At 70.9% G+C, this 25869-nt stretch carries 21 protein-coding genes and 1 tRNA gene; 20 read left to right on the forward strand and 2 right to left on the reverse strand.

Annotated elements, in window-relative coordinates; translation table 11 throughout:
* From QK288_RS07070 to mfd, 13 genes are all read left to right on the forward strand, one after another.
* Positions 1–852, forward strand: coding sequence for a sugar phosphate isomerase/epimerase family protein (locus QK288_RS07070; protein ID WP_281267100.1), 852 nt, complete (start codon positions 1–3; stop codon positions 850–852).
* Positions 849–2033, forward strand: coding sequence for a Gfo/Idh/MocA family oxidoreductase (locus QK288_RS07075; protein ID WP_281267101.1), 1185 nt, complete (start codon positions 849–851; stop codon positions 2031–2033). The genes QK288_RS07070 and QK288_RS07075 overlap by 4 nt, the downstream gene beginning before the upstream one ends.
* Positions 2030–2917 (forward strand): sugar phosphate isomerase/epimerase family protein, encoded by an 888-nt coding sequence (locus tag QK288_RS07080; RefSeq protein WP_281267102.1) that lies wholly within the window; start codon positions 2030–2032, stop codon positions 2915–2917. The genes QK288_RS07075 and QK288_RS07080 overlap by 4 nt, the downstream gene beginning before the upstream one ends.
* Positions 2914–4185 (forward strand): mannitol dehydrogenase family protein, encoded by a 1272-nt coding sequence (locus tag QK288_RS07085; RefSeq protein WP_281267103.1) that lies wholly within the window; start codon positions 2914–2916, stop codon positions 4183–4185. The genes QK288_RS07080 and QK288_RS07085 overlap by 4 nt, the downstream gene beginning before the upstream one ends.
* Positions 4182–5525 (forward strand): D-mannonate dehydratase ManD, encoded by a 1344-nt coding sequence (gene manD / locus QK288_RS07090; RefSeq protein WP_281267104.1) that lies wholly within the window; start codon positions 4182–4184, stop codon positions 5523–5525. The genes QK288_RS07085 and manD overlap by 4 nt, the downstream gene beginning before the upstream one ends.
* Positions 5526–5566: 41 nt before the next feature.
* Complete coding sequence (locus QK288_RS07095) at positions 5567–6466, forward strand: hypothetical protein (RefSeq protein WP_281267105.1); 900 nt, start codon at positions 5567–5569, stop codon at positions 6464–6466.
* A gap of 106 nt (positions 6467–6572) precedes the next feature.
* Positions 6573–7802 (forward strand): histidine kinase, encoded by a 1230-nt coding sequence (locus QK288_RS07100; protein ID WP_281267106.1) that lies wholly within the window; start codon positions 6573–6575, stop codon positions 7800–7802.
* Positions 7799–8509 (forward strand): response regulator transcription factor, encoded by a 711-nt coding sequence (locus QK288_RS07105; protein ID WP_281267107.1) that lies wholly within the window; start codon positions 7799–7801, stop codon positions 8507–8509. The genes QK288_RS07100 and QK288_RS07105 overlap by 4 nt, the downstream gene beginning before the upstream one ends.
* Before the next feature lie 8 nt (positions 8510–8517).
* A complete protein-coding gene (locus QK288_RS07110) occupies positions 8518–9480 on the forward strand; it encodes a hypothetical protein (RefSeq protein ID WP_281267108.1) in 963 nt (320 codons plus the stop codon).
* Between the two features lie 528 nt (positions 9481–10008).
* Positions 10009–11403, forward strand: a complete 1395-nt coding sequence (locus QK288_RS07115) for an RbtT/DalT/CsbX family MFS transporter (RefSeq protein ID WP_281267109.1) — start codon at positions 10009–10011, stop codon at positions 11401–11403.
* Positions 11404–11787: 384 nt separating this feature from the next.
* Positions 11788–12420, forward strand: a complete 633-nt coding sequence (locus QK288_RS07120; protein ID WP_281267110.1) for a 50S ribosomal protein L25/general stress protein Ctc — start codon at positions 11788–11790, stop codon at positions 12418–12420.
* Between the two features lie 28 nt (positions 12421–12448).
* Positions 12449–13033 carry an aminoacyl-tRNA hydrolase gene (gene pth / locus QK288_RS07125; RefSeq protein WP_281267111.1) on the forward strand — a complete coding sequence of 195 codons (585 nt, stop codon included), beginning with the start codon at positions 12449–12451 and terminating at the stop codon, positions 13031–13033.
* Between the two features lie 80 nt (positions 13034–13113).
* On the forward strand, positions 13114–16707 hold the full coding sequence (mfd, locus tag QK288_RS07130; RefSeq protein ID WP_281267112.1) for a transcription-repair coupling factor: 3594 nt from the start codon (positions 13114–13116) through the stop codon (positions 16705–16707).
* A 112-nt stretch (positions 16708–16819) separates the two neighbouring features.
* On the opposite strand, the gene nhaA is transcribed toward mfd, so the two are convergent.
* Positions 16820–17998, reverse strand: coding sequence for a Na+/H+ antiporter NhaA (gene nhaA, locus QK288_RS07135; protein ID WP_281267113.1), 1179 nt, complete (start codon positions 17996–17998; stop codon positions 16820–16822).
* Between the two features lie 96 nt (positions 17999–18094).
* Here nhaA and QK288_RS07140 point away from each other — a divergent pair, with 96 nt between their 5' ends.
* From QK288_RS07140 to QK288_RS07170, 7 genes are all read left to right on the forward strand, one after another.
* Positions 18095–18772, forward strand: a complete 678-nt coding sequence (locus tag QK288_RS07140; protein ID WP_281267114.1) for a MazG family protein — start codon at positions 18095–18097, stop codon at positions 18770–18772.
* Positions 18773–19040: 268 nt separating this feature from the next.
* Positions 19041–20285, forward strand: a complete 1245-nt coding sequence (gene hisS, locus QK288_RS07145) for a histidine--tRNA ligase (protein ID WP_281267115.1) — start codon at positions 19041–19043, stop codon at positions 20283–20285.
* 99 nt (positions 20286–20384) lie between these two features.
* Complete coding sequence (gene eno / locus QK288_RS07150; protein ID WP_281267116.1) at positions 20385–21668, forward strand: phosphopyruvate hydratase; 1284 nt, start codon at positions 20385–20387, stop codon at positions 21666–21668.
* A 214-nt stretch (positions 21669–21882) separates the two neighbouring features.
* Positions 21883–22419, forward strand: coding sequence for a septum formation initiator family protein (locus QK288_RS07155; RefSeq protein ID WP_281267117.1), 537 nt, complete (start codon positions 21883–21885; stop codon positions 22417–22419).
* Between the two features lie 49 nt (positions 22420–22468).
* Positions 22469–23017 (forward strand): DUF501 domain-containing protein, encoded by a 549-nt coding sequence (locus QK288_RS07160; protein WP_281267118.1) that lies wholly within the window; start codon positions 22469–22471, stop codon positions 23015–23017.
* Positions 23018–23061: 44 nt separating this feature from the next.
* Positions 23062–24567, forward strand: coding sequence for an FAD-dependent oxidoreductase (locus QK288_RS07165; RefSeq protein ID WP_281267119.1), 1506 nt, complete (start codon positions 23062–23064; stop codon positions 24565–24567).
* A gap of 75 nt (positions 24568–24642) precedes the next feature.
* Positions 24643–24716, forward strand: a tRNA-Leu gene (locus QK288_RS07170).
* Positions 24717–24718: 2 nt separating this feature from the next.
* On the opposite strand, the gene QK288_RS07175 is transcribed toward QK288_RS07170, so the two are convergent.
* Positions 24719–25822, reverse strand: a complete 1104-nt coding sequence (locus QK288_RS07175; protein WP_281267120.1) for an acyl-CoA desaturase — start codon at positions 25820–25822, stop codon at positions 24719–24721.
* Positions 25823–25869 lie beyond the last annotated feature (47 nt).

A 25869-nucleotide genomic window follows, 5' to 3' on the forward strand; every position in this document is an offset into this window, starting at 1 on the left:
ATGACCCAGCCCACGTCTGCACAGCCCAGTTGGGAGCTCAGCGGCTTCGGCGACGAGATCGACGCCGACCCCGCGATCCAGGTCGCTGTCCTCCAGGCGCTCGGTGCGAGCGCGATCGAGGTCCGCAGCGCATGGGGGGTGAACGTCGTCGACCTCGACGAGGACCAGCTCGCCGGGCTGCACCGCCTGTTCGAGGAGCGTGGGCAGACCGTCTCCGCGATCGCCTCGCCGATCGGCAAGGTGTCCGTCGACGAGCCCGTCGAGCACGAGGTCGAGCGGCTCGGTCGCGCGATCCGCGCTGCCCACGCGCTCGGCACGAAGTACATCCGGATCTTCTCGTTCTACTACGAAGGCCGCACCGCGGAGAGCGTCCGCGACGCCGTCCTGACCCGGATGCGGGCGCTCGCCGACCTCGCTTCTCGCGAAGGGGTCGTGCTCCTCCACGAGAACGAGAAGGACATCTACGGCGACATCCCATCGCGCGTGCTCGACATCGTCGAGAGCGTCGGATCACCGGCGCTCCGACTGGCCTGGGACAACGCGAACTACGTGCAGTGCGGCGTCAAGCCCTTCACCGACGGCTGGGCGCAGCTCGCGCCGTACGTCGACTACCTGCAGGTCAAGGACGCCGTCGCCGCCGACTCGTCGGTGGTGCCGGCCGGGGACGGCGACGGGGAACTCCTCGAGACCCTGACGGCCCTGCGCGACGCCGGGTACACCGGGTACGCGTCCCTCGAACCGCACCTCAGCGACTTCACCTCCCTCGGCGGGTTCTCCGGGCCCGCCGCGTTCGGCCGCGCCGGACGAGCCCTCCGGAAGCTCACCGACCAGATCGGAGTCACCCTGCGATGACCACCCCACTGAAGCTGGCAGTCGTCGGCGCCGGCGTGATCGGACGCCACCACGCCCGTGTCGCCCTCGCGAACCCTGACCTCGACGTCGTCGCCCTCGTCGACGCCTTCCCGGCAGCGGCGACGAGCGCCGCCGACGAGATCGAGGCATCAGGCGCGCCCCGGCCGCTCACCACCGAGACCATCGAGGAAGCGATCGCCCAGACCGACATCGACGTCGTCGCGATCTGCTCTCCGTCCGGCATGCACGTCGCGCTCGCCGAAGCCGCGCTGTCGAAGGGCAAGCACGTCGTCATCGAGAAGCCCCTCGACACGACCATGCCCCGCGCCCGCGAGATCGCGCGCCTGGCCGCTGATGCGAAGGGTCGCGGGCTCGTCGTCAGCGTCATCAGCCAGCACCGGTTCGACCCCGCATCGCAGGCCGTCGCGACCGCGGCGCACGGCGGCGGGTTCGGTCGCGTGACCTCCGGTGTGGCGAGCGTCGCCTGGTACCGGTCGCAGGGCTACTACGACTCCGGTGACTGGCGCGGCACCTGGGAGCTCGACGGCGGCGGCGCGGTGATGAACCAGGGCGTGCACACCGTCGACCTCCTCGTGTGGACGCTCGGTCGCCCGGTGGAGATCTCCGCCCAGGTCGGCCTGCTCGCACACGACCGGATCGAGGTCGAGGACACCGCGGTCGCCACCGTGCGCTTCGACAACGGTGCCCTCGGTGTCATCCACTGCACCACGGCGGCCTACCCTGGACTCTCCGCCCGCTACGCGATCTACGGCACGCACGGGTCGGCCATCGTCGATGATGACCGGCTGGCGTACTTCCACGTCGCGCCGGACGCCGCGACGCTGGAGTCGGCGTCCACCACGGCGAACGCCACCGCGGTCGCCGACGCGGTCGACCAGAAGTCCGAGATCGTCGCACCCGAGCACGTGGTCGGCGGCCCGCAAGAGCCCGAGCACTTCCTCGCCGGCCACGGTCGGCAGTACGCGGACATCGTCGCGGCCATCCGTGACGGCCGGGAGCCCGGCGTGACGGTCGACGCCGCGCTGGTGTCGCTCGCCACCGTCCGCGGGCTGTACGTCAGCGCGACGCTCGGGCAGCCCGTGCGGATCGACGACGTGATCGACGGCAAGTACGACGACGTCGTCCCGGTCGTCGCAGCAACCGAAGGAGCCACCCGATGAAGTTCTCCGTCTTCACCGCATCGACACCGGACTGGACGCCCGAGCAGGCGGCGACCACGCTCGCCGAGCAGGGCTGGGACGGCATCGAGTGGCGCATCGTCGACGACCGTCCCGCCGAGGGCACGACCGTGCCGGACGGCCGCTCGTTCTGGGCCGGCAACAAGTCGACGTGGCAGTTCACCGGCATCCGGGACCGGGTCGGCGAGATCGCCCGCATCACCGACCAGGCCGGGCTCGAGTACTCCGGGATCGGCGGCTACCAGCAGGCGTCGAACCGCGACGGCGTCGAGACGATGCTCCGCGTCACGAGCGAGCTCGGCGCGCGCCAGGTCCGCGTCAGCATGCCGATGTACCGGCAGGAGAAGGAACGAACAGGGGAGACCTACACGCAGGTCTTCGACCGGACCCGCGCCGATCTGGAGTGGGCCGTGTCCCGCGCGACCGAGCTCGGTGTGAAGGCGCTCGTCGAACTGCACCACATGACGATCACCCCGTCGGCGTCGGCAGCCCTCCGGCTCGTCGACGGTCTCGACCCAGAGCACGTCGGGGTCATCCACGACCTCGGCAACCTCGTCATCGAGGGCCACGAAGACCACCTCGCGGCGTTCGAGCTCCTCGGTCCATACCTCGCACACGTGCACGTCAAGAACGCCCGCTGGGTCGACACCGGGGACACGCGCGCCGACGGCAGCTCGATCTGGCAGAACGAGTGGGCCCCGCTGCGCACCGGTCAGGCCTCCGTCTCCGAGTACTTCGCCGCCCTCGCCACCCACGGCTACGACGGCTGGGTCACCATCGAGGACTTCTCGACCGACCTGCCCCTCGAGACCCGCACCGCGGACAACCTGGCGTACCTCCGCTCGCTGGCCCCGGTGTCGGCATGACCGACCGCCGCACGGGCATCGTGCACGTCGGGGTGGGGGCGTTCGCGCGCGCCCACCTCGCCTGGTACACCCAGCGGGCGGACGGCGCGGCGTGGGGGATCACGGCGTTCACCGGTCGATCGCCGGACGTCGCCGACGCGCTGACCGCGCAGGACTGCCGGTACACGCTCGTCACCCGGGCGGCGGACGGTGACACCGCGTCGGTGGTCGACACGATCGTCGCCGCGCACCCGGGCAGCGACGACGCGGCGTTCCGCGCTGCGATCGCCGCACCGGAGACGACGCTCGTCACGCTGACGGTCACGGAGAACGGCTACCGGGCGGGGTCTGACGTCCCGACCCGTCTCGTCGCCGGACTCGACGCCCGCCGGGCAGCCGGTGCCGGCCGCATCTCGCTGATGAGCCTCGACAACCTGACGCACAACGGGTCAGTGCTCCGGGACGCGGTCCTCGGCGCCGTGGACGACGATGCCCTCCGCGACTGGATCGGCGAGCACGTGACGTTCCCGAGCTCGATGGTGGACCGGATCACGCCGGCCACGACCGACGCCGACGTCGAGGGTCTCGCGCGGCTCGACGGGGCGCTGCCGGGTGACCGCGTTCCTGTCATCACCGAGCCGTTCGCCGAGTGGGTGATCGAGGACCGCTTCGACGGGATCGAGCGTCCCGCGTGGGAGACCGCCGGGGCGCGCGTCGTGGACGACGTCACGCCGTACGAGCAGCGGAAGCTCTGGCTGCTCAACGGCTCGCACTCCCTGCTCGCCTACCTCGGTCTGCAGCTCGGGCACGAGACCGTCGCCGACGCGATGGACGATCCGACCTGCCGTGCCGCCGTGGAGCAGCTCTGGGACGAGGCCGCGCTGGAGCTCCCGCTGCCGGCCGACGAGATCGCCGAGGCACGCGCCGCCCTCGTCGACCGGTTCGCCAACCCCCGCATCCGGCACACGCTGTCGCAGATCGCCTCCGGTGGCTCCGAGAAACTCCCGGTCCGCGTGGTCGACGTGCTCCGCCACCGCCTCGCCCGCGACCCGTCGGCCGGCATCGGGCCCGGCGCCGCGACGCTGATCGCCGCCTGGTGGTTGCACGTCACCACACAGCCGGCGCTCGTGAACGACCCGGGCGCTCCCGGTGCAGGCTCGGACGTGCACGACGTCCTCGCCGTGATCGCCCCCGACCTCGACACCACCCCCGTCGTCGCCGCGGTGACCGCCGCTGCCGACCGCATCCGCGCGGGCAGTGCCCGCGCATCCGAAGGAGTACCAGCATGACCACCACCGACCCCGCGACGCCCGTCCCCGGTGCGACGGACGACCGAACCGCCGGTGCCACCGCAGGGCGCCCGGACACGTGGGCATCGGCCGATCGTGGCCAGCTCATCGAGAAGGCCGAGGTCATCGTCACGAGCCCGGACCGGAACTTCGTGACGGTGAAGATCACGACCGCGGACGGTGTGACCGGTCTCGGCGACGCGACCTTGAACGGTCGTGAGCTGGCCGTGTCCGCGTACCTGTCCGAGCACGTCGTGCCGCTGCTGATCGGCCGGGATGCCAGCCGCATCGAGGACGCCTGGCAGTTCCTCTACCGGTCCTCGTACTGGCGCAGGGGCCCCGTCACGATGGCCGCGATCGCGTCGGTCGACATGGCGCTGTGGGACATCAAGGCCAAGGTCGCCGGGATGCCGCTCTACCAGCTGCTGGGCGGTGCCTCCCGGACCGGGCTGATGGCGTACGGGCACGCCTCCGGCAAGGAACTCCCGGAACTGTTCGACTCGATCCGGGAACACCAGGAAGAGGGCTACCGCTCGATCCGCGTGCAGACCGGCGTCCCCGGGCTGGAGTCGATCTACGGCATCGCGTCGAACAAGACCACCGAGGGCAACGCGGGCGTCCGCTACGACTTCGAACCCGCCCAGCGCGGAGCGTTCCCCGCGATGGAGGACTGGGACACCCGCGCCTACCTCCGGCACGTGCCGACCGTGTTCGAAGCGGTCAGGAACGAGTTCGGTCCGGAACTGCCGCTGCTGCACGACGGGCACCACCGGATGACACCGCTGCAGGCCGCGAAGCTCGGCAAGTCCCTGGAACCGTACGACCTGTTCTGGCTCGAGGACTGCACCCCGGCGGAGAACCAGGAAGCGCTGAAGCTGGTCCGGCAGCACACCACCACGCCGCTGGCGATCGGTGAGGTGTTCAACACGATCTGGGACTTCAAGGACATCATCCGCGACCAGCTCATCGACTACGTCCGCGGTGCCGTGACGCACATGGGCGGCGTGACGCCGTTGAAGAAGACGATGGACTACGCGGCGATGTACCAGATCAAGTCCGGGTTCCACGGGCCGACCGACATCTCCCCGGTGGGCCTCGCGGCGCAGATGCACCTCGGGATGGCGATCCACAACTTCGGCATCCAGGAGTACATGCAGCACGGACCGAAGACGAACCAGGTCTTCAAGCAGACCTTCACCTTCACCGACGGGTACCTCCACCCCGGCGACGAGCCCGGCCTCGGGGTCTCGCTCGACGTCGACGAAGCGGGCAAGTACCCCTACGAACAGGCCTACCTGCCCTTCAACCGCCTCGCCGACGGCACCGTCCACGACTGGTGATCGGGCACTGAGCGGGGGAGTGCACGGGTAGCCTCCGGGGCGTGGACATCGACACGCTCGCGGAGGCTGCCCGTGACCTCCTCCGGCGTGCACCCGCGGACTTCGTCGCCGAGCGCACCGCACGCCAGCGGAGCACCCGGAAGGACGACCGCGACCTCGCCGCAGCGATCGGGAAGCTCCGGAAGCCCGCGCCGGCCGCGTGGGTGATCGACCTCCTGGCGCAGGACGGTTCCCTCGACGAGGCGGTCGACCTCGGACCGGCCATCCGCGACGCGCAGGCTGGTGCTGACCCGAAGGAGATCGCCGCGCTCCGCCGTCAGCGGTCGGGTGTCGTCGGAGCCCTCGCGCAGGCCGGCGCGGCACTCGCCGAGGACGCCGGGCACCCGGTCACCGCCGCCGTGCTCGACCAGGTCCGTGCGACGATCGAGGCAGCCATGGCCGATCCGCACGCAGGGGCAGCGGTGCGGTCGGGACTCCTCGTGCAGCCGCTCGAGAGCGCCGGGTTCGACGACGTCGACCTCGACGGTGCCCTCGCCGTCCCGGACGCGGTGCCGGATGCCTGGTCCGGCAGCGATGCCCCACCCATCCCCATCGATGACGTGAGACGCGCACGGAAGGCGCGCCGAGCCTCCAGACCGGAGCCGGAACCGGAACCGGACCCTGAACCGGAGCGCGACCGAGCCGCCGACCGCCGAGCGGCCCGCCAGGCCGAGACGACCGCGCGGACGGAGTCCCGCGACGCCGACGCCGCACTCGACGGCGCCGAGCGCGAGCTCGCAGCCGCCGAGGAGCGCCGGGCCGAGCTCCAGCGCGACCTCGACCTGGCGACCGCGGAGATCGAGCGCCTCGAGCACGCCCGCGACGATGCCGAGGCCGCGAGCGACCAGGCGCGGGAGCTGCTGGCGGCCGCGCAGCAGCACCGTCGCGCCCTCGGCCGCTGACCTGGTCGCAGCTGGAGACAGCGGCGTCCGCGCGGGCTCATCACCTCGGATGAAAAGCACCGCGACGGCTCGCTGACCGCTGGTGCGCCCCCATACGCTCGGCGTCATGACCTCCACCATCCGTCGGTTCCGACACCTCGTGGCACCCGCTGCCGGTGCCGTGTACCTCGTGCTCTGGATCGTCGCCGAGGCCGGACGCTCGGGACTCGCCGACCACGTGATCGTCGTGTCGGCGTTGGCCGTGGCGATCGGCCTCGCGAACTGGATGCCCGCGACCGCCCTCGGGATGATCGTCGTCGTGCCGGTCCTGCAGGCGCTCCACCTGCTGCACCGGCCGACCGACACCACCTGGCCGGAGTACCTCGCGATCGCGATCGTCGTCGGGATCGTCGGCGCCGGACGGTCGGACCTGCTCCGCTACGTCGCGCTGCCGGTGATCGCCGTGGCGTCCGCGGCTGCCGCGTGGGCGATGGCCGTGCCGACGGAGGCCGACCCGGACGTGTGGGCGCAGTGGGTCGGGACGGCGGGCGGGACACGGTCGGACCTCGTCACGATCACGCTCGCGATCATCGGGGTGTGCGGTGTGGGGTGGGCCGTCGGCGTCGCGATCGGGGCGACCTGGCGCATCGGTCTGGCCCGGGTGCGGGTCGTCGAGGCGCAGCGGCAGACCGCGGTCACGACGACCGAGCTCCGCGCGGAGCAGGAGCGTGCACGGATCGCTCGTGACGTGCACGACTCGCTGGCGCACTCCCTCGCGGTCGTGGTGTCGCAGGCGCAGGGAGCAGCCGCAATCTCGGTGCGGGACGAGCACGCCGCACGGGCGCTGCGGGACATCGCCGAGGTGAGCCGGTCGGCGCTCGGGGACGTCCGCGCGCTCGTCGAGCGCATCCAGGGTGCAGGCGAGGACGCGCGCCACGGTCTCGAGGACGTGCCCGGGCTGGTCGCCGACATGCGGGAGCTCGGCATGGACGCCGTGTTCGAGCAACACGGTGATCCGCGCGCGGTGCTCCCGGACGTCGGGGGAGCAGTGCACCGGATCGTGCAGGAGAGCCTGACCAACGTGCTCAAGCACCAGGGGCGGACCGCGTCCGCTCGGGTCGACCTCGACTGGCGCGGACCGGGTCTCGGCGTCGTCGTGACGTCGACCGGTGCGGCGCCGCTCGTCGAGCTGGACGGATCCGGCTCTGGCGTCGAGGGCATGCGCGAACGTGCTCGCCTCGCCGACGGGTGGCTGCGTGCCGGGAGCGGCGACGCCGACCACGAGTGGGTCGTGACGGGGTGGCTGCCGACGGTCACCGCCGTGGCACCTGCTGCGGACCTCGAGGCGGCACGATGACCGCCATCCGGGTCGCCGTCGTCGACGACCAGCGGCTCTTCGCCTCCGGCATGCGAATGCTCGTCGACGCGCAGGACGACATGACCTGCGTCGGGACGGCCGCCGACGGGGCCGAGGCGCTCGAACTCTGCGCCGCCGAACGCCCGGACGTCCTGCTGCTCGATCTCCGCATGCCGGTGATGAACGGCATCGAGACGCTCGCGCGCCTGGCGGCGAGCGACGCCGCGGCGAGCGACACTGCGGCGAGCGACGCCGCGGCGAGCGACACTGCGGCGAGCGACCGTCCGCGCGTGATCGCCCTCACGACCATCCGCCGCGACGACGCCGTCCTCGCCGCGCTCCGCGCCGGTGCCGCCGCGTTCCTGACGAAGGACGCGCTCCCCGACGTGGTGACCGCCACCATCCGGGACGTCCACGAGGGCCGACCGGCACCGACCGAGGCCGAGGCACTCGACCTGCTCCGCGCGCAGGGGATCACCGTCGAGGCGAACCGCCGCGACGAGGTCCTCGACGCCCTGACCGCCCGCGAGCGCGAGGTCTTCCTCCTCGTCGCGAAGGGTCTGAGCAACGCGGAGATCGCCACGAGCGTGTTCCTCAGCGAGGCCACCGTGAAGACCCACGTCCGCTCCGTGCTGATGAAGCTCGGCCTCCGGAACCGCATCCAGGTCGTCATCACCGCACACGAACGCGGCCTCGTCCGCGCCTAGGGGGAACCATGCAGATCACGACCCGCGTCGCCAAGACCGGAACGCTCGCACTCGTCATCGCGGGGCTCGTCACCGCCGTCGTGCACGGTCTGCCGGAGCCGGCGGACGTCGCGGTCGCTCCCACGGTCGAGCGTGACAGCGCCGACTGGACGATGCCCCTCGACGCGTACGCGATGCCCGCGGGCAGCAAGAGCGACTACGCCGAGAACCTGCTCGCCGACCCGTGCCTCCGGAAGGCCGGCATCGACGACCCGCCGCCGTGGGCGACGGTCTCCGGGCTCCAGGCCGACAGTGACGCGTCCGACACCGATGCCCGCGGGAACCCGTCACCGGCCCTCGCGACCACCCGGCCGCTGACGGCGGCACTCGCCGGCACGAGGGGGTACCACGGGCCGTCGACCGCCGGGGCGAACCGCCAGGGCATGACGGCGTGGGGGTTCGACGCGGACCGGAACGCCGCGTTCGCCGCACTGCCGGACGGTGTCGCCGCGCGGTGCTGGAACGCCGCACGGAAGACGCTCGGGAACACCGCGACCGGGCACGTGCAGGAGGCGTCGGCGGTGGCGGAACGCCTCACGCGCCTCGCCGCCCTCGACGCACGGCGGGACGAGGCAGTCGTCTCGGCCGCGGAGCGCTGGCGGAGCTGCATGGAGCCGTCCGGGGTCCGTGACCTGCCGGCCGCTCCGGACGGGATGCCGACACCGTCGATGAGTGTCGGGCCGACGGACGGGTCGGTGGAGACGGGCATCGGGTCCGTCGAGATCGCGGTCGCGAAGCGGGACGTCGCCTGCCAGACCTCGTCGGGCTACCGGAAGACCCTGTACGACGCCGAGTGGAACCGGCTGTTGCACGTCACCGCCTCCGACGCCGCCGTCCTCGCCGCGACGGAGCCGGACCAGCTCGCCGTCGACGCGCGCCTCGACCGGACGATCGAGCGGCTCGCGCCGAAGGCGCCGGCAGGCGTCGACTGAGGAGCCCGCGCAACGGGCGCGGGGAGCTGCCATTGGGGGCAGCGCCCCGCGCCCGGCGCGTGGACCACGGACGGGAGGCTCGGTGCGGTCCCGCCCCGCGCCTCCCGTCCGCCGTCCACGCGCGTTCCCGCCCATCACACTCGACCTGGGATGACGAATCGCGCGTAGGTGGTCGGGAAAACGGACCCACCACGCGCGAATCGACCTCGTACGCGCGGAACGACCTCCGACGCGCGAAACGACCTCCTACGCGCGGAACGGCCCCGTGCACACCCCGCGCCCCACATCGTTACCCAACAGTTGTCGTCTTTGACGAACCTCGTTGGAGCGGTCTAATGTCGGACACCATGCTTCGGGCCGGCGATGGTCCGCCGGGGCCGAGCCCCGGGTACAGGACTCGCATCATCGCCGACGAACCCGCAGCCCGCAGCCACAGCGCAGGCGTGGGGGATCGGCGCGCGGCGCACCCCGGAGACATGCCGCGATGCCGGGTCGAGCACTCCGGGGCCCCTTCAGGAGAGACGACGCATGTCGGACGTCAACCGTGACCGCAGCACCACGCTCACACCACCCGGTGGAGTGACCGCACCACCGACCGCACCATCGAACGCAGCACCGAACGCAGCACCAACGCCCCCAGGACCAGCCCGCGAAGGACTCGTCGCCCGCCTCGGCATCCCGCACCAGCTCCGCTGGGGGTTCCTCGGCGTGCTCGTCTTCATGACGGGTGACGGCATCGAGTCGAACTTCATCTCCCCGCACATCGCCACGGCGCTCGGCTCCGGCGGGACCGACAGCGCCGCGATGGTCATCGGGATCTACGGCGTCGCGGTCCTCGTCGCGTCGTACTTCGCCGGCGTCCTCTCCGAACTCTGGGGGCCGCGTCGGGTGATGACGATCGGCGCCGCGATGTGGATGGTCTTCCAGATCACGTTCCTCGCCGCGCTCCCTACCGGGTCGGTCGGACTGATCGCCCTGACGTACTTCCTCCGCGGACTCGGCTTCCCGCTGTTCGCGTTCTCGTTCCTCTGCTGGGTGAACCACACCGTCGCCCGCGAGCGGAACGCCACCGCCGTCGGCTGGTTCTACGTCGTGTTCACCGGCGGCCTGCCCACGCTCGGGTCGCTCATCGCGATCGGCACCATCCCCGCGTTCGGTGGCGGCCAGCTCGGCGAGACCTGGTCGATGGCGCTGTCGCTGGTCTTCGTCGCGGCGGGCTGGGTGATCGTCCGGTTCGGTGTGCACGAGCGCACCGGCCTCGGTCGCATCGCCCCGCGTGAGCACTCCGCCGCCCGGGTCATCGCCAGCGGCATCGAGGTCTGCGTCAAGCGCCCGAAGGTCCTCCTCGCGGTCCTCATCCGCCTCGTGAACACCGCGCCGGAGTTCGGCATGTTCGTGATCATGCCGGCGATCATCGGCACCGAGCTCGGCTGGGGACAGTCGAAGTGGCTGACCATGACCGTGATCGTCTATGCGGGCAACATCCTGTTCAACGCGTTCTTCGGCGCGCTCGGCGACCGCATCGGGTGGATCCGGACCGTGAAGTGGTTCGGCATCGGCGCCTCGGCGATCGGCCTGCTCGCCTGGTGGTACGTCCCGCACCTGGTGCCGGCCGGCTCCGAGTGGGGCTTCTGGCTCGCGACCGCAGCCGGCACGGTGTTCGGCATCATGCTCGCCGGCTTCACGCCGATGGGTGCGATCGTGCCGGCCTTCGCGGGCGAGGACCGCCGCGGCGCAGCGATGGCGATGTACGCCACCGCCGCGGGAGGCGCGACGTTCCTCGGCAACGCCGTCGTCAGCGTGGTCCTGCCGTGGGGCGGCGCCGGAGGCGTCGTCTGGACCTTCGTCGCGCTCTACGTGGCCGCGTTCGTGGTCCTCAGCTTCCTGAAGGTGCCGTCCGAGGCGGAGTCTGCCGGGCACTAGACCCGGCACCAGGCAGACGGGAGGCTCGTGGCGACCCCGCCACGAGCCTCCCGTCCGCCTGTGCGTGCGCTCCCACCCATCGCACCCGCAGTAGAAGGCCGTTTCGCGCGTAGGAGGCCGGAAGATCCGGCCTCCTACGCGCGATTTGACCTCCTACGCGCGATTCGACCTCCAGCCCCACCGCCGTGGCGACACGCCCGGGTCGGTGCTGGTAGAGTTGCTGACGACTTCGGCGAGGGCCGCGCGTGCGCGGCCGTGATCGACGCGGTGGGAGACCCGGCCAAGCTCTGGGAGCGTTCCTCACGCGTGCACGCGTTCGAGTTGCAACACCACAGACCCCACGATGCCGGCACCCCGGTGTCGTCCACGAGACCAGGAGGCACCATGGCCGACTACACCAAGCTCGCAGCGGCAGTCCGCACCAAGTTCGGCAAGGGCGCTGCGCGCAAGATCCGTGCCAACGACCAGATCCCCGCGGTCGTCTACGGCCACGGCACCGAGCCGCAGCACATCACCCTCCCGGGCCACGAGACCATGCTGCTCGTCCGTCACGCCAACGCGATCGTCGACCTCGACATCGAGGGTGCTGCGCAGCTCGCCCTCGTCAAGGACGTCCAGCGTGACCCGGTGCGCCAGGTCATCGAGCACATCGACCTCGTGGTCATCCGCCGCGGCGAGAAGGTCACGGTCTCCGTGCCCGTCGTCGTCGAGGGCGAGTCCTTCTCCGGCACGATCCACGTCCAGGACGAGTCGACCCTGTCGCTCCTCGTCGAGGCGACCAACATCCCGGAGCACGTCGTCGTGGACGTCGAGGGCCTCGAGGACGGTGCGCAGATCCGTGCGACCGACATCGAGCTCCCCGAGGGCGCCGAGCTCGAGACCGAGGGTGACACCCTCGTCGTCTCGATCGTCACCCCGCGTGGCACCGCCGACGACGACGCCGCGGACGAGGCAGCTGCCGAGGCCGGCGCCGAAGCCGGTGCCGAGGGCGGCTCCGAGCCGGTCGAGTCCGAGTAACACCCTTCGCGGACACCTGGTCGACGTCGTGACGGATCGCATCCTCGTCGTGGTCGGGCTCGGGAACCCCGGGCCTGGCTACGCGGGGAACCGTCACAACGTCGGCCAGATGGTCCTCGACGAACTCGCTGCCCGCATGGGCGCGACGTTCAAGAAGCACAAGACCCCGAACCAGGTCGCCGAGGGGCGTCTGGTGCCGGGTGGCCCCCGCCTGGTGCTCGCCAAGCCGGGGTCGTTCATGAACACCTCCGGCGGCCCCGTCTCGAGCGTGCTCGGGTTCTACAGCGCCACCCCCGCCGACCTCGTCGTCGTGCACGACGAGCTCGACCTGCCGTTCGACACCGTGCGGCTCAAGGGCAACGGCGGGCACGGCGGACACAACGGTCTCCGCGACATCATCAAGGCCACCGGCACGAACGAGTTCTCCCGGGTGCGTGTCGGCATCGGCCGCCCACCAGGTCGACAGGACCCCGCCGACTACGTGCTGCGCGACTTCTCGCCGACCGAGAAGAAGACGCTGCCGAACCTGCTCGCCGACGCCGCGGACGCGGTCGAGGCGATCGCGGACCTCGGCCTCCTCGCCGCCCAGCAGCGGGTGCACGCGCCGTCCTGAGCTCGTCCGTACGAGGTGCCGCTGTTCGCGGCCCGCGCACGTCGCGGTCCTTGTCGGACGTCGCCGGTACCATGTCCTGAGTGACGATCTCGGGCATCATCCCTGCGCTCTCGCGCGCCTCCGCGTTCGATCGCGTCCTCCGCGCCGCACCTCGTGACGCCGACTTCTCCGTCGTCGACGGCCTGCGTGTGCCGCTCCTCGCCGCGCTGATGGCCGAGCGCAAGGAACCGCAGTGCGTCCTCGTGATCACCGCCACCGGACGTGAAGCCGAGGCGGTCCGCGGTGCCCTGACGAGCTACCTGCCGGATGCCCGGGTCCTCGAGTTCCCGGCGTGGGAGACCCTGCCGCACGAGCGCCTGTCCCCGAGCGCCCAGACCGTCGGCACCCGCATCGCCACGCTCCGTGCGCTGCAGCAGTGGCAGGACGCACCGGGGGCCGAGCGCCAGCCGACGGTGGTGGTCGCGAGTGTCCGCGCGGCGCTCCAGCCGATCGCGAGCAACCTGACCTCGCTCGAACCCGTCGTGCTCCGGACCGACTCGCGCGGCAACGACCTCGGGTCGATCTCCGCAGAGCTCGTGGACCTCGCCTACGCCCGGGTCGACCTCGTCACCCGTCGCGGTGAGTTCGCCGTCCGCGGTGGGATCCTCGACGTCTTCCCGCCGACCGCCGACCACCCCGTGCGCGTCGACTTCTTCGGTGACGAGATCGAGGCGATCAAGGCCTTCTCCGTCGCCGACCAGCGCACCACCGAGGACGACCTCGGCTCCGTCGAACTCACCGCGTCGCGCGAACTCCTGCTCAGCGAGGACGTCCGGCAGCGCGCCCGCGAGATGCTGCACGAGTTCCCGAACCTGTCGCAGATGCTCGCCAAGGTGGCAGAGGGCATCCCGGTGGAGGGCATGGAGTCCCTCGCCCCGGCCCTCGTGGAGCGACTCGTCCCGATGACGGACTACCTGCCCGCCGACGCCACCATCGCGGTGTTCTCGCCCGAGCGGGTCAGCGGGCGCGCACACAGTCTGGCCGAGACGAACCAGGAGTTCCTCCAGGCCGCGTGGAGCGCCGCCGTCGCCGGGGCCCAGGCGCCGATCGACCTCGACGCGGGCAACTTCCTGACGGTCCCGCAGCTCAAGCAGACCCGCGGGCAGCGCACCTGGTGGACGATCTCGCCGTTCGACAGCGGCGCCGACGAGCCCCTGAGCGACGCAGATGCCGCGGCAGAGGCCGGGGAGTACGTCCGCGTCCGCGCCGACGCCGTCCCGAGCTTCGCCGGCAGCGCCGACGGGGCGGTCGCACACGTCAAGGAACTCACCGACGACGGCTGGGCCGTGGTCGTGACCGCGCAGGGGCAGGGTCTCGTCGAGCGCGCCGTGCAGGTCCTCGCCGACGCCGGGGTCGCCGCTCGCGCCGAGGCCGTCACCGCGCCGCCGCAGCCCGGTGTGGCGATCGTCACGACCGCCGCCGTCGAGCACGGCTTCGCCATCCCGGATCCCCGGATCGCGGTGCTGTCGGAAGCCGAGTTCTACGGCCGCAGCGCGCAGCAGGGTGCCCGCACGGTCCGGAAGCTCGCGAGCCGCCGCAAGAACGTCGTCGACCCGCTGCAGCTCAAGCCCGGCGACGTCGTCGTTCACGCGACACACGGCATCGGCAAGTTCGTCGAACTCGTCTCGCGAGAGGTCAGCTCCGGCGGCCGCAACGCCGTGAAGACCCAGCGCGAGTACCTCGTGCTCGAGTACGCGCCGTCGAAGCGCGGCTTCCCGGGCGACAAGCTGTTCGTCCCGACCGACCAGCTCGACCAGCTGTCGCGCTACGTCGGCGGCGAGTCCCCGACCCTGTCGAAGATGGGCGGCTCGGACTGGGCGTCCGCGAAGTCGAAGGCGCGCAAGGCCGTCCGCGACATCGCCGTCGACCTCGTGAAGCTCTACTCGGCGCGCATGGCGTCGAAGGGGCACGCGTTCGGCCCGGACACCCCGTGGCAGCGCGAACTGGAGGAAGCGTTCCCGTTCGCCGAGACCGCCGACCAGCTCACCACCATCGACGAGATCAAGCGCGACATGGAGCGCCCGATCCCGATGGACCGTCTGCTGTCGGGTGACGTCGGCTACGGCAAGACCGAGGTGGCGATCCGTGCGGCGTTCAAGGCCGTGCAGGACGGCAAGCAGGTCGCGATGCTCGTCCCGACGACGCTGCTCGTCCGCCAGCACATGGAGACCTTCCAGGAGCGCTTCGCCGGCTTCCCGGTGCACCTCCGCGCGCTCAGCCGGTTCCAGACCGAGAAGGAGTCGAAGGAGACGCTGGCGGGGCTCGCCGACGGCACCGTCGACATCGTCATCGGCACGCACCGCATCCTGTCGCAGGGCGTGCAGTTCAAGGACGTCGGCCTGGTCATCATCGACGAGGAACAGCGCTTCGGCGTGGAGCACAAGGACCAGCTGAAGAAGCTCAAGACCAACGTGGACGTCCTGGCGATGTCCGCGACGCCGATCCCGCGCTCACTCGAGATGGCGGTCACCGGCATCCGTGAGATGTCGACGCTCGCCACCCCACCAGAGGACCGGCACCCGATCCTGACCTTCGTCGGCCCGCAGTCGGACCTGCAGGTCGCCGCGGCGATCCGGCGCGAGCTCCTCCGCGAGGGGCAGGTGTTCTACGTGCACAACCGCGTCAAGGACATCCAGTCGGTGGCATCGCACCTCGCCGAGATCGTCCCGGACGCCCGCATCGCCGTCGCACACGGGCAGATGTCCGAGCAGACCCTCGAGCAGGTGATGGTCGACTTCTGGGAGCGCCGCTTCGACGTGCTCGTCTCGACGACCATCATCGAGACCGGTCTCGACATCGCGAACGCGAACACCCTCATCATCGACCGGGCCGACAAGTACGGCCTGTCGCAGCTGCACCAGCTCCGCGGGCGTGTCGGTCGTGGTCGGGAGCGCGGCTACGCGTACTTCCTCTACGACGCCGACAAGCCGCTGTCCGAGACCGCGCAGGACCGCCTCGAGACCATCGCCGCGAACAACGAGCTCGGCGCGGGCATGCAGGTCGCCATGAAGGACCTCGAGATCCGCGGCGCGGGCAACCTCCTCGGCGGGGAGCAGTCCGGCCACATCGCGGGCGTCGGCTTCGACCTGTACCTCCGCATGATCGGCGAAGCGGTGTCGCAGTTCCGCGGGGACGTCGCAGAGGGGCAGACCGAGCTCCGACTCGAGATCCCCGTCGACGCACACATCCCCGAGGACTACGTCGAGTCCGAACGGCTCCGACTCGAGGCGTACCAGAAGCTCTCCGCCGCCTCGGCGCCGACGTCGCAGCACGACTCGATCGACATGGTGCTCGACGAGCTCACCGACCGCTACGGTCAGCCCCCGCAGGCCGTGCAGACCCTGGTCGAGGTGTCCCGGCTCCGCCGGATGGCCCAACAGGTCGGGCTGTCCGACGTGGTCGTCATGGGATCGAACCTGCGGGTCGCGGGCAAGGAGCTCGCGGACTCGTCGCAGGTGCGGCTCAAGCGGATGTTCCCCGGGGCGAAGTGGTTCCCCCAGCAGAACGCGTCGAGCATCCCGATGCCGCGTCCGCACGGCGAGGCCCTCCCCGACGACGCGCTGATCCAGTGGGTCGAGAGCATCCTGACCGCCGTCTACGGCGCGACGGCGGCCGCCGAGGCGCCCGCCGCGTAGCGGGTCGCACGGTGCGTGGCCGGCCCGGCCACGTGCCCTGCGGCGTGCGCATCGTCGGACGGGAGGCTCGGTGCGGGCTGGCACCGTGCCTCCCGTCCGGCGACCGGTCGCGCTACTCGGTGGACTCGGCCTCGGAGAGCTCGCGGCGGGCCCGGTGGTGGCGCGCCTTGAGGCTCACGACGATCGCGGAGGCGACCATCGCGATGCCGGAGCCGATCAGCACCGCCAGCGTGCCCTCGTCGACGATCTCCTCGTTGTTCGCGAACGCCAGCTCGTTCATGAGCAGCGACACCGTGAAGCCGATCCCGCCCAGCACGCCGACCGTCACGATCGACCAGAACGACAGCGACGGACGACCCGGCCCGCGGAAGACCCGTGTCGCGACGGCACCGCACAGCGTGATGCCGACGATCTTGCCGACCGGCAGCGCGAGGACGACGCCCCAGAACGTCGGGGAGAGCTCACTGATGCCGACCGCGGGGATGACGACCGCCGCCGACGCGAACGCGAAGATCGGCAGGACGACGGCGTTCGACCACGGCTCCACCCGGTCGTACACGGTGTGCCCGGGACGCCGCGGCAGCACGAGCCCGAGGGCGACGCCGGCGATCGTGGCGTGCACGCCCGAGTGGTAGACGAGCCACCAGGTCAGCGCACCGAGGACGATCATCGCGGCGATGATCCAGCCCTGCCCGGCGCGACCAGGGAGCAGCATCCGACCCAGCAACCAGAAGAGGACGAGCACGACCGCGGCGCCACCGAGCGCGAGGAAGTCCGTGTCGCTGGCGAAGACGACCGCGATGATGACGATCGCGATGAGGTCGTCGAGGACCGCGAGGGCGAGCAGGAACACCCGGAGCGACGACGGCAGGCCGCGGCCGAACATCGCGAGGACGCCGAGCGCAAAGGCGATGTCGGTCGCGGTCGGGATCGGCCAGCCGTGGGTGTACTGCGTGCCGGCCGTCACGGCGAGGTAGACCCCGGCGGGCACCAGCACGCCGCCGACCGCCGCGATCGCGGGCACGATCGCGGTCTTCGGGTTCGACAGCTCGCCCGCGACGAGCTCCTGCTTCAACTCGATCGCGACGAGCAGGAAGAACACGGCGAGGAGCCCGTCGCTGATCCAGTGCGCGACGGACAGGTCGAGTCCGATCGCGCCCCACGGGGAGTGCAGGTGCAGCACGTGCTCGAGCCCGGGGCCGGCCGGGGTGTTCGCGACGAGGAGGCCGAGCACCGCCGCGGTGAGCAGGGCGATGGCGCTGAAACGGGGGGAGCGGACGACAGCAAGCATGGAACTCCGTCAGAGATCGGGAAACGGTCCGTCGACCAGACTTCCCGACACGCCTCGACCATCGTACCGGACGGCCCCCGTGCGAGCATGGCCGACATGAGCGCCATGGAGGACCTCGCAGCCGTCGTCGACCGCTTGCTCGCCCCGGAGGACGGGTGCGTGTGGAACCGCGTGCAGACGCATGCGTCGCTGTCGCGCTACGCGGTGGAGGAGTCGTACGAGCTCGTCGACGCGATCGAGGACGGCGACGCCGACGACCTCCGCGAAGAGCTCGGGGACGTGCTGTACCAGGTGGTGCTGCACGCGGGGATCGCCGCCAGGGACGGCTCGTTCGACCTGCAGGACGTCGCCGCGACCGCCCGCGACAAGATGGTCCGCCGACACCCGCACGTGTTCGGCGACGAGCACGCCGACACGGTCGAGGACGTCGTCCGGGTCTGGCGCGCTGCGAAGGCGGCCGAGAAGTCGAGCCGGACCAGTGCGTTCGACGGCGTCCCGCGGGCGATGCCGCCGCTGGAGCGTGCGGTGAAGCTGCTGGAACGCCTGGAGGAACGTGGCGACGCCGAGGCGGTGGTCGCCGCCGTCGTCGGGTCGGCCGGGGACGGCGACGGCAGGACGGGCGGCCGTGCGGACGGTGTCGACACCGGATGGGGTGTCCGCATGCTGGCGGCGGTCGCCGAGGCGCAGCGCGCGGGGATCGACCCGGTCGCGAGTCTGCGCGCGGCGGTCGGTCGGCTCGACGCAGCGGGACGCGCGACCGACGACGTCGGGTGAGTGTGGGTGACCGCCTTCTGGCGGGAGAAGTGCGGGCGTCCTCCTAACCCGAAAAAGGAGGACGCCCGCAGAGCGGGCAGACGGCGCCCCAGGGGTGGTGGCGCCGGCAGGGAAGCCCGCTCGAACCGCGGGGCACACTGCAGCACGTTGCCCACGCGATCGGACCGGTGGGTGGATCAGGCACCCGTCGGTCCGAGGTTCTGGATAGAGAATATCAGTAGGTCGGACGCCACGCAAGCCGGGCGTCGCGATCTGACAGGATTGACCCATGGCGACGACCGTGACGGCACCCCGTGGCATGCGTGACTTCCTCCCCGCGGACAAGGCGCGTCGCGAGCACGTCCTCGGCGTGATCCGGGGGGTGTACTCCCGCCACGGGTTCGACGAGATCGAGACCCCGGTGGTCGAGGACTCGGCACGCCTGCACTCGGGCCTGGGCGGCGACAACGAGAAGCTGGCGTTCGGTGTGATGCGTCGCGGGCTCTCGGTAGAGGACCTCCGCAGCGCCGAGGCCCCGCTCGACCTCGCCGACCTCGGGCTCCGCTTCGACCTCACGGTGCCGCTCGCCCGCTTCTACGCCTCGCACCGCGCCGAGCTCCCGACGGTGTTCCGCGCCGTGCAGATCGCACCCGTCTGGCGCGCCGAGCGTCCACAGAAGGGGCGGTACCGGCAGTTCGTGCAGTGCGACATCGACATCCTCGGCGAACCGGGGCAGCTCGCCGAGATCGAACTCATCCGGGCGACGACCGCAGCGCTCGACGCACTCGGCGTGACGGGGACCTCGATCCGGATCAACGACCGCCGCATCCTCGTGGCACTGCTGGCGTCGTGGGGCATCACGGACCCGGCCGCCGCCGACCGTGCCCTGATCACGATCGACAAGCTCGACAAGATCGGCGCGGACGGTGTCGCGCGAGAGCTCGGCGAGGTCCTCGGCGTCGACCTGCCCGACCTCGCCGCGACGATCGGCGCGCTCGAGACGGCCGACTGGGAGAGCGTCCGCGGTGCCGCGTGGCTCGACGAGGACGCGTTCGCGGACCTGCTCCGGCTCCGCGAGGCGCTGCCCGGCGTCGACCTGCGCTTCGACCCGACACTCGTGCGCGGCATGGGCTACTACACGGGGACCATCTTCGAGGTCGCACACCCGGACTTCGGGTACAGCCTCGGCGGCGGCGGGCGGTACGACGGCATGATCGGACGGTTCCTCGGGCAGGACGTCCCCGCCGTCGGGTTCTCGCTCGGCTTCGAGCGGCTCGTCGACCTCGTGACCCTGCCGGAAGCGGCCACCTCCGACGCCGTCGTGCTCGTGTACGACAAGGACGTGGACCCGGTCAGGCTCGCCGCGCTCAAGGGCGAGGCGCTCGAGCAGCACCACCGCGTCCGGCTCGAGAAGCGGACCAAGAACACGAAGAACCTGCTCGCCGGTCTGGCAGCGCAGGGCTTCGGGTCGTTCGCCACCGTCGGCGCGGACACGACCTCGCTCGAGGGTGTCGAGTTCCGCCCGCTCGCCTGACTCGTCCACAGTCGTCACCGAGCGCAGCGAAACCGTTCACCGCGCCTCGGTAGGATCGACACCGCAAGCACCACAACCGCAACGTGTAGGGAGTACCCCGTGGCCGTGATCGATGCCGTAGGAGCACGCGAAGTCCTCGATTCCCGAGGCAACCCGACGGTCGAGGTCGAGGTCCTCCTCGACGACGGCGTCGTCTCGCGCGCGCTCGTCCCGTCCGGCGCCTCCACCGGCGCCTTCGAAGCGTACGAGCTGCGCGACGGCGACAAGGCCCGCTACGGCGGCAAGGGCGTCCTCAAGGCCGTCGAAGCCGTCCTCGACGAGATCGGCCCGGCGCTGGAGGGCTTCGACGCCACCGACCAGCGCCTCGTCGACGCCGCGCTCATCGAGCTCGACGGCACCGAGAACAAGTCCCGCCTCGGCGCGAACGCGATCCTCGGCGCCTCGCTCGCCGTCGCCCGCGCCGCCGCCGACTCGGCCGACCTCCCGCTGTTCCGCTACCTCGGCGGCCCGAACGCGCACACCCTGCCCGTTCCGCTGATGAACGTCGTCAACGGCGGTGCGCACGCCGACACCAACGTCGACATCCAGGAGTTCTTCCTGGTGCCCTACGGCGCCGAGAGCTTCTCCGAGGCGCTCCGCTGGGGTGTCGAGACCTACCACGCCCTCAAGGGCGAGCTGAAGAAGCAGGGCCTGGCGACCGGCCTCGGCGACGAGGGCGGCTTCGCGCCAGAGCTCGCGTCGAACCGCGCTGCGCTCGACTTCCTCGTCGCGGCGATCGAGAAGGCCGGCTTCACCCCCGGCAAGGACATCGCACTCGGCCTCGACGTCGCGTCGACCGAGTTCTTCGCCGACGGCAAGTACAACTTCGAGGGCAAGCAGCTCTCCTCGCAGGAGTTCACGAGCTACTTCTCGGACCTCGTCGCGAACTACCCGCTCGTCACCATCGAGGACCCCCTCGCCGAGGACGACTGGGAAGGCTGGACCCACCTGACCTCCGAGCTCGGCGGCAAGGTGCAGATCGTCGGCGACGACCTCTACGTCACGAACCCGAAGCGTCTGCAGCGGGGCATCGACGAGAAGGCCGGCAACTCGATCCTCGTCAAGGTGAACCAGATCGGAACCCTGACCGAGACCCTCGACGCCGTCTCGCTCGCGCAGCGCCACGGCATGACGGCGATCCTGTCGCACCGTTCCGGCGAGACCGAGGACACCACCATCGCGGACATCTCCGTGGCGGTCGACGGCGGCCAGATCAAGACCGGCGCCCCCGCGCGCTCGGACCGCGTCGCGAAGTACAACCAGCTCCTCCGCATCGAGGAAGAGCTCGGCGACGCCGCGGTCTACGCGGGCCGCACCGCGTTCCCGCGCGCCGCAGCGCTGTAACCAGCCGCCCGCCCGACGCGCCCCGTGCCTCCTGTCCGGAGGCGCGGGGCGCGTCTGCGTGTCGAGACACCCCCGTCTCGTCGAGACACCGAAGAAAGTGGCGGCGTCTCGAGCGCACGACGGCGTCTCGGGCGGACGGCGGCGCCGCCTGAGAAGGGGCCGGGACGGGGCGCGGCGGCGTGGGTCACGTCCGAGGTCGGGTTATCGTCGTGACGTGCCCAGCGAGAAGCCCCGCGTCCGCCGCGTCCCCGTGGCGATGCCCGACGATGCGCGAGCCGAGCAGCCCTGGTACCGCTCGATCCGGTTCTCCGGCTTCAGCCTGCTCATGCTCGCGATCATCGTGCTCTTCGTCGTGGTGCTCGCGCCGTCGCTCCGCACGCTCATCCAGCAGCAGGAGCAGATCTCGCAGAAGCAGCACGAGGTCGCCGCGCAGAAGTCCGACGTCGCGCAGAAGAAGAAGGACGTCGCCCGCTGGGACGACCCCGCCTACATCGAGGCGCAGGCCCGCGACCGCCTGCTCTACGTCTACCCGGGCGAGCAGAGCTTCCTGGTGATGGGGGAGGGCACGACCTCCGCCGACGGCGGACCGACGACCGACTCCGGCACGCCGGTGAGCTCGACGGTGCAGACCCCGAAGGTGGACTGGGTGCAGGCGATGCTGTCCTCGGTGCTGAAGTCCGGACTGTCCGACGAGACCACGCAGGAACTCGTCGCACCCGACGTGTCCGGCAGCGGCAACTCCGGCAACTGACGTCACGTCGGTGCGAGGCCGTCCGGAACTCCGGTAGCCTCTTGTACCCGTGACGACCCCTCCGTTCGACCCGCCGTCCGAGCACGACGTCCAGGTGGTCTCGGCCCAGCTCGGCCGCCCCGCCCGTGACGTCGTCGGCATCGCGGCGCGCTGCGTCTGCGGCAACCCGACGGTGGTCGCCACGAAGCCGCGCCTGTCGAACGGCACCCCGTTCCCCACGCTCTACTACCTGTGCCACCCGGCGGCCACCGCTGCCGTCAGCACACTCGAGGCGAACGGCGTGATGCCGGAACTCGCCTCGCTGCTCGAGGACCCGGAGACGGCCGAGCGCTACCGCGCTGCCCACGAGGCCTACCTCGCTGACCGCGAATCCATCGAGCACGTCGACGAGATCGACGGCATCAGCGCCGGCGGCATGCCCGTCCGCGTGAAGTGCCTGCACGCCCTCGTCGGTCACACACTCGCTGCCGGCCCCGGCGTGAACCCCATCGGCGACCTCGCGCTCGAGCGCGCGAGCTGGTCGCCCGACCGGTGCGAATGCCGGGCGTATGATGAGGGTGCAGACGCCGGAGTCGGGGCGGGTGGTGGCGAATTCTGACCAGCCGCCCGGCAACCACCCCCACTCCAAGGAGATCATCCCCCGTGCCCAAGATCCTCGTCGTCGGCGGCGGTTACGCCGGCTTCTACACCGCATGGAAGCTCGAGAAGCACCTTCGCCAGGGCGAAGCCGAGGTCGTCATGGTGGACCCGCTGCCGTACATGACGTATCAGCCGTTCCTCCCGGAGGTCGCCGCCGGTTCCATCGAGCCGCGTCACGCCGTCGTCTCGCACCGTCGTCACCTCAAGAAGACCCGTGTCGTCACGGCCAAGGTCACCAAGGTGGACCACGCCTCGAAGACCGCGACGATCACGCCGGCGATCGGCGAGCCGTGGGAAGAGTCCTACGACCAGATCGTCATGACCGCCGGTGCCGTCTCCCGCACCTTCCCGATCCCGGGCGTCGCTGACGAGGCCATCGGCCTGAAGACCATCGAGGAAGCCGCGGCCATCCGCGACAAGATCCTCACGAACTTCGCCAAGGCGTCGAACCTGCCGGCCGGTCCGGAGCGCGACCGCCTGCTCACGGTCGTCGTCGTCGGCGGTGGATTCGCCGGCATCGAGGTGTTCGCCGAGCTCCGCTCGTTCGTCACCGACCTGCTGAAGAGCTACCCGCAGCTGTCCTTCGACGACACGCACTTCCACCTGGTGGAGGCGATGGGGCGCATCATGCCTGAGGTGTCCCTCGAGACCTCGCACTGGGTGCTCAAGAACCTCGCGGAGCGCGGCGCGAACGTGCACCTCGAGACGCAGCTCGCGTCGGCCGTCGGTGGCGTGTGCCAGCTCAAGGCCAAGGACGAGTCGATCGAAACGATCGAGTCCGACCTCATCATCTGGACCGCCGGCGTCATGGCGAACCCGATGGTCAAGGGCACCGACTTCCCGCTCGAGCCCCGCGGCCGCATCACCGTGCAGCCCGACCTCCGCGTCGTGAACGAGGACGAGGTCATCGCCGACGCCTGGGCCTGTGGCGACGTCGCAGCCGTCCCGGACCTCACGGGTGCCGGCGTCGGCGGCATGTGCGTCCCGAACGCGCAGCACGCCGTCCGTCAGGCCAAGCAGCTCGCGAAGAACCTGGTCGCGGTGCTCCGCGGCGAGGCGACCGTGGACTACAAGCACGACAACCTCGGCGCCGTCGCGGGCCTCGGTCTCGGCATCGGTGTCTTCCAGTCGGGCAAGTTCGCGATGAAGGGCTTCCTCGCATGGGGCGCGCACCGTGGCTACCACGGCATGGCGATGCCGTCGTGGGAGCGCAAGTGGCGCGTCATCGGCGACTGGGTGGGCGGCTTCTTCCTGGGTCGTGACATCGCGTCGCTCGACGACCGCGAGACCCCGCGCGCCGCGTTCGAGGCGTGGGCGTCGCGCCCGAAGCCTGCTGCTGCCGAGGAGCCGAAGGCCGTCGCGCCGTCGCCGGAAGAGGGCACGCCCGCCGGTGCCGCCGGCCCCGCGTACGGCAAGCCCGCCGAGGACGTCTCGAACGAGGCAGCCCCGGTCGACGGCGAGAAGGCCGACGCCGCGAAAGCCGGCGCCGCGAAGGCCGACGCCAAGTAGCGATCACCCGCGCACGCCGAAGGGCGGTCACCCCACATGGGGTGACCGCCCTTCGTCGGTAGGCTGGATCGCCGCGCCCCCGTGGCCCAACTGGCAGAGGCATGCGACTTAAAATCGCCGAGTTGTGGGTTCGAGTCCCACCGGGGGTACGTCAGTGCAGGCGGTACGCCGTCACCATCGGGCAGGTGAACGGGTCGCGTGCGGCGAGCCCGACGCGGTTGAGGTAGGCGACGACGATCGCGTACGACTTCCCGAGGCTGGCCTCGGTGTACGGGATGTCGTGCTTGGCGCAGTGCGCCTTCACCATCGGCTTGGCCTTGCGCAGGTTCGGGCGCGCCATGCTCGGGAAGAGGTGGTGCTCCGCCTGGTGGTTGAGCCCGCCGAAGAGGTGGTCGGCCCAGATCCCGCCGGTGATGTTACGCGAGGTGCGCACCTGGCGGGACAGGAAGTCGATGCGGGCGCCCTCGGCGATGATCGGCATGCCCTTGTGGTTCGGGGCGAACGAGCCGCCCATCATCACGCCGAACACGGCGAGCTGCACGCCGAGGAAGGCGGCGGCCACGGGGAACGGCATGAGCGCGAAGACGGCCCAGAGGTAGATGCCGAAGCGGGCGACGAGCAGCGATCCCTCGATGACGCGGTCGCGGCCGGAGCCCTTGATGTGCTGGCCGGTGACGAGTGCCTTGACGCCGAGGAAGTGCAGGTTCGCGCCCTCCATCGTCAGGAGCGGGAAGAACGCCCAGCCCTGCACCCGGGTGAGTGCACGGAGGAGACCCTTGCGCTCGGCTGCGTCCTCCTCGATGAAGGACACGGTGTCCTGCGCGATGTCGGGGTCCTTGCCGATGGTGTTCGGATTGCCGTGGTGGCGGTTGTGCTTGTTCATCCACCACGTGTAGGACAGCCCGACGACGAACGTGCCGACCCAGCGGCCGGCGTGGTCGTTCCACTTGCGAGACGCGAACACCTGACGGTGCGCGGCTTCGTGGGCGAGGAACGCGAACTGGGTGAACAGCGCGCCGAGGATCCCGGCGGGGATGAGCACGAACCACGAACCATCGAGCAGTGCAACGGCGGTGAAGCACGCGGCGACCAGGGCGACGAGCACGCCGAACACGGCCCAGTAGAAGCCGACACGGCGTTCCAGGAGACCGGCGGCACGGACCTCCTCGAGGAGGTCCTTGTAGGTCGACGTCGCGGTTGCTGCTCCGGCGACGCGAGGAGTGGTGGATCGGTACAGGGTCGATGAAGCGGGCATCAGGGGGCTGCTTCCATCAGGAACAGCCCTTCGGCCGAACTCAGAGT

This window comes from Curtobacterium sp. 9128, from assembly GCF_900086645.1.
Classification (GTDB): domain Bacteria; phylum Actinomycetota; class Actinomycetes; order Actinomycetales; family Microbacteriaceae; genus Curtobacterium.

Excerpts from the sequence above, each read along its gene's own strand:
- QK288_RS07070 (WP_281267100.1), top strand. The coding sequence starts at position 1 with ATGACCCAGCCCACGTCTGCACAGCCCAGTTGGGAGCTCAGCGGCTTC.
- QK288_RS07075 (WP_281267101.1), top strand. The coding sequence starts at position 849 with ATGACCACCCCACTGAAGCTGGCAGTCGTCGGCGCCGGCGTGATCGGA.
- QK288_RS07080 (WP_281267102.1), top strand. The coding sequence starts at position 2,030 with ATGAAGTTCTCCGTCTTCACCGCATCGACACCGGACTGGACGCCCGAG.
- QK288_RS07085 (WP_281267103.1), top strand. The coding sequence starts at position 2,914 with ATGACCGACCGCCGCACGGGCATCGTGCACGTCGGGGTGGGGGCGTTC.
- manD (WP_281267104.1), top strand. The coding sequence starts at position 4,182 with ATGACCACCACCGACCCCGCGACGCCCGTCCCCGGTGCGACGGACGAC.
- QK288_RS07100 (WP_281267106.1), top strand. The coding sequence starts at position 6,573 with ATGACCTCCACCATCCGTCGGTTCCGACACCTCGTGGCACCCGCTGCC.
- QK288_RS07105 (WP_281267107.1), top strand. The coding sequence starts at position 7,799 with ATGACCGCCATCCGGGTCGCCGTCGTCGACGACCAGCGGCTCTTCGCC.
- QK288_RS07110 (WP_281267108.1), top strand. The coding sequence starts at position 8,518 with ATGCAGATCACGACCCGCGTCGCCAAGACCGGAACGCTCGCACTCGTC.
- QK288_RS07115 (WP_281267109.1), top strand. The coding sequence starts at position 10,009 with ATGTCGGACGTCAACCGTGACCGCAGCACCACGCTCACACCACCCGGT.
- QK288_RS07120 (WP_281267110.1), top strand. The coding sequence starts at position 11,788 with ATGGCCGACTACACCAAGCTCGCAGCGGCAGTCCGCACCAAGTTCGGC.
- nhaA (WP_281267113.1), bottom strand. The coding sequence starts at position 17,998 with ATGCTTGCTGTCGTCCGCTCCCCCCGTTTCAGCGCCATCGCCCTGCTC.
- QK288_RS07140 (WP_281267114.1), top strand. The coding sequence starts at position 18,095 with ATGAGCGCCATGGAGGACCTCGCAGCCGTCGTCGACCGCTTGCTCGCC.
- hisS (WP_281267115.1), top strand. The coding sequence starts at position 19,041 with ATGGCGACGACCGTGACGGCACCCCGTGGCATGCGTGACTTCCTCCCC.
- QK288_RS07175 (WP_281267120.1), bottom strand. The coding sequence starts at position 25,822 with ATGCCCGCTTCATCGACCCTGTACCGATCCACCACTCCTCGCGTCGCC.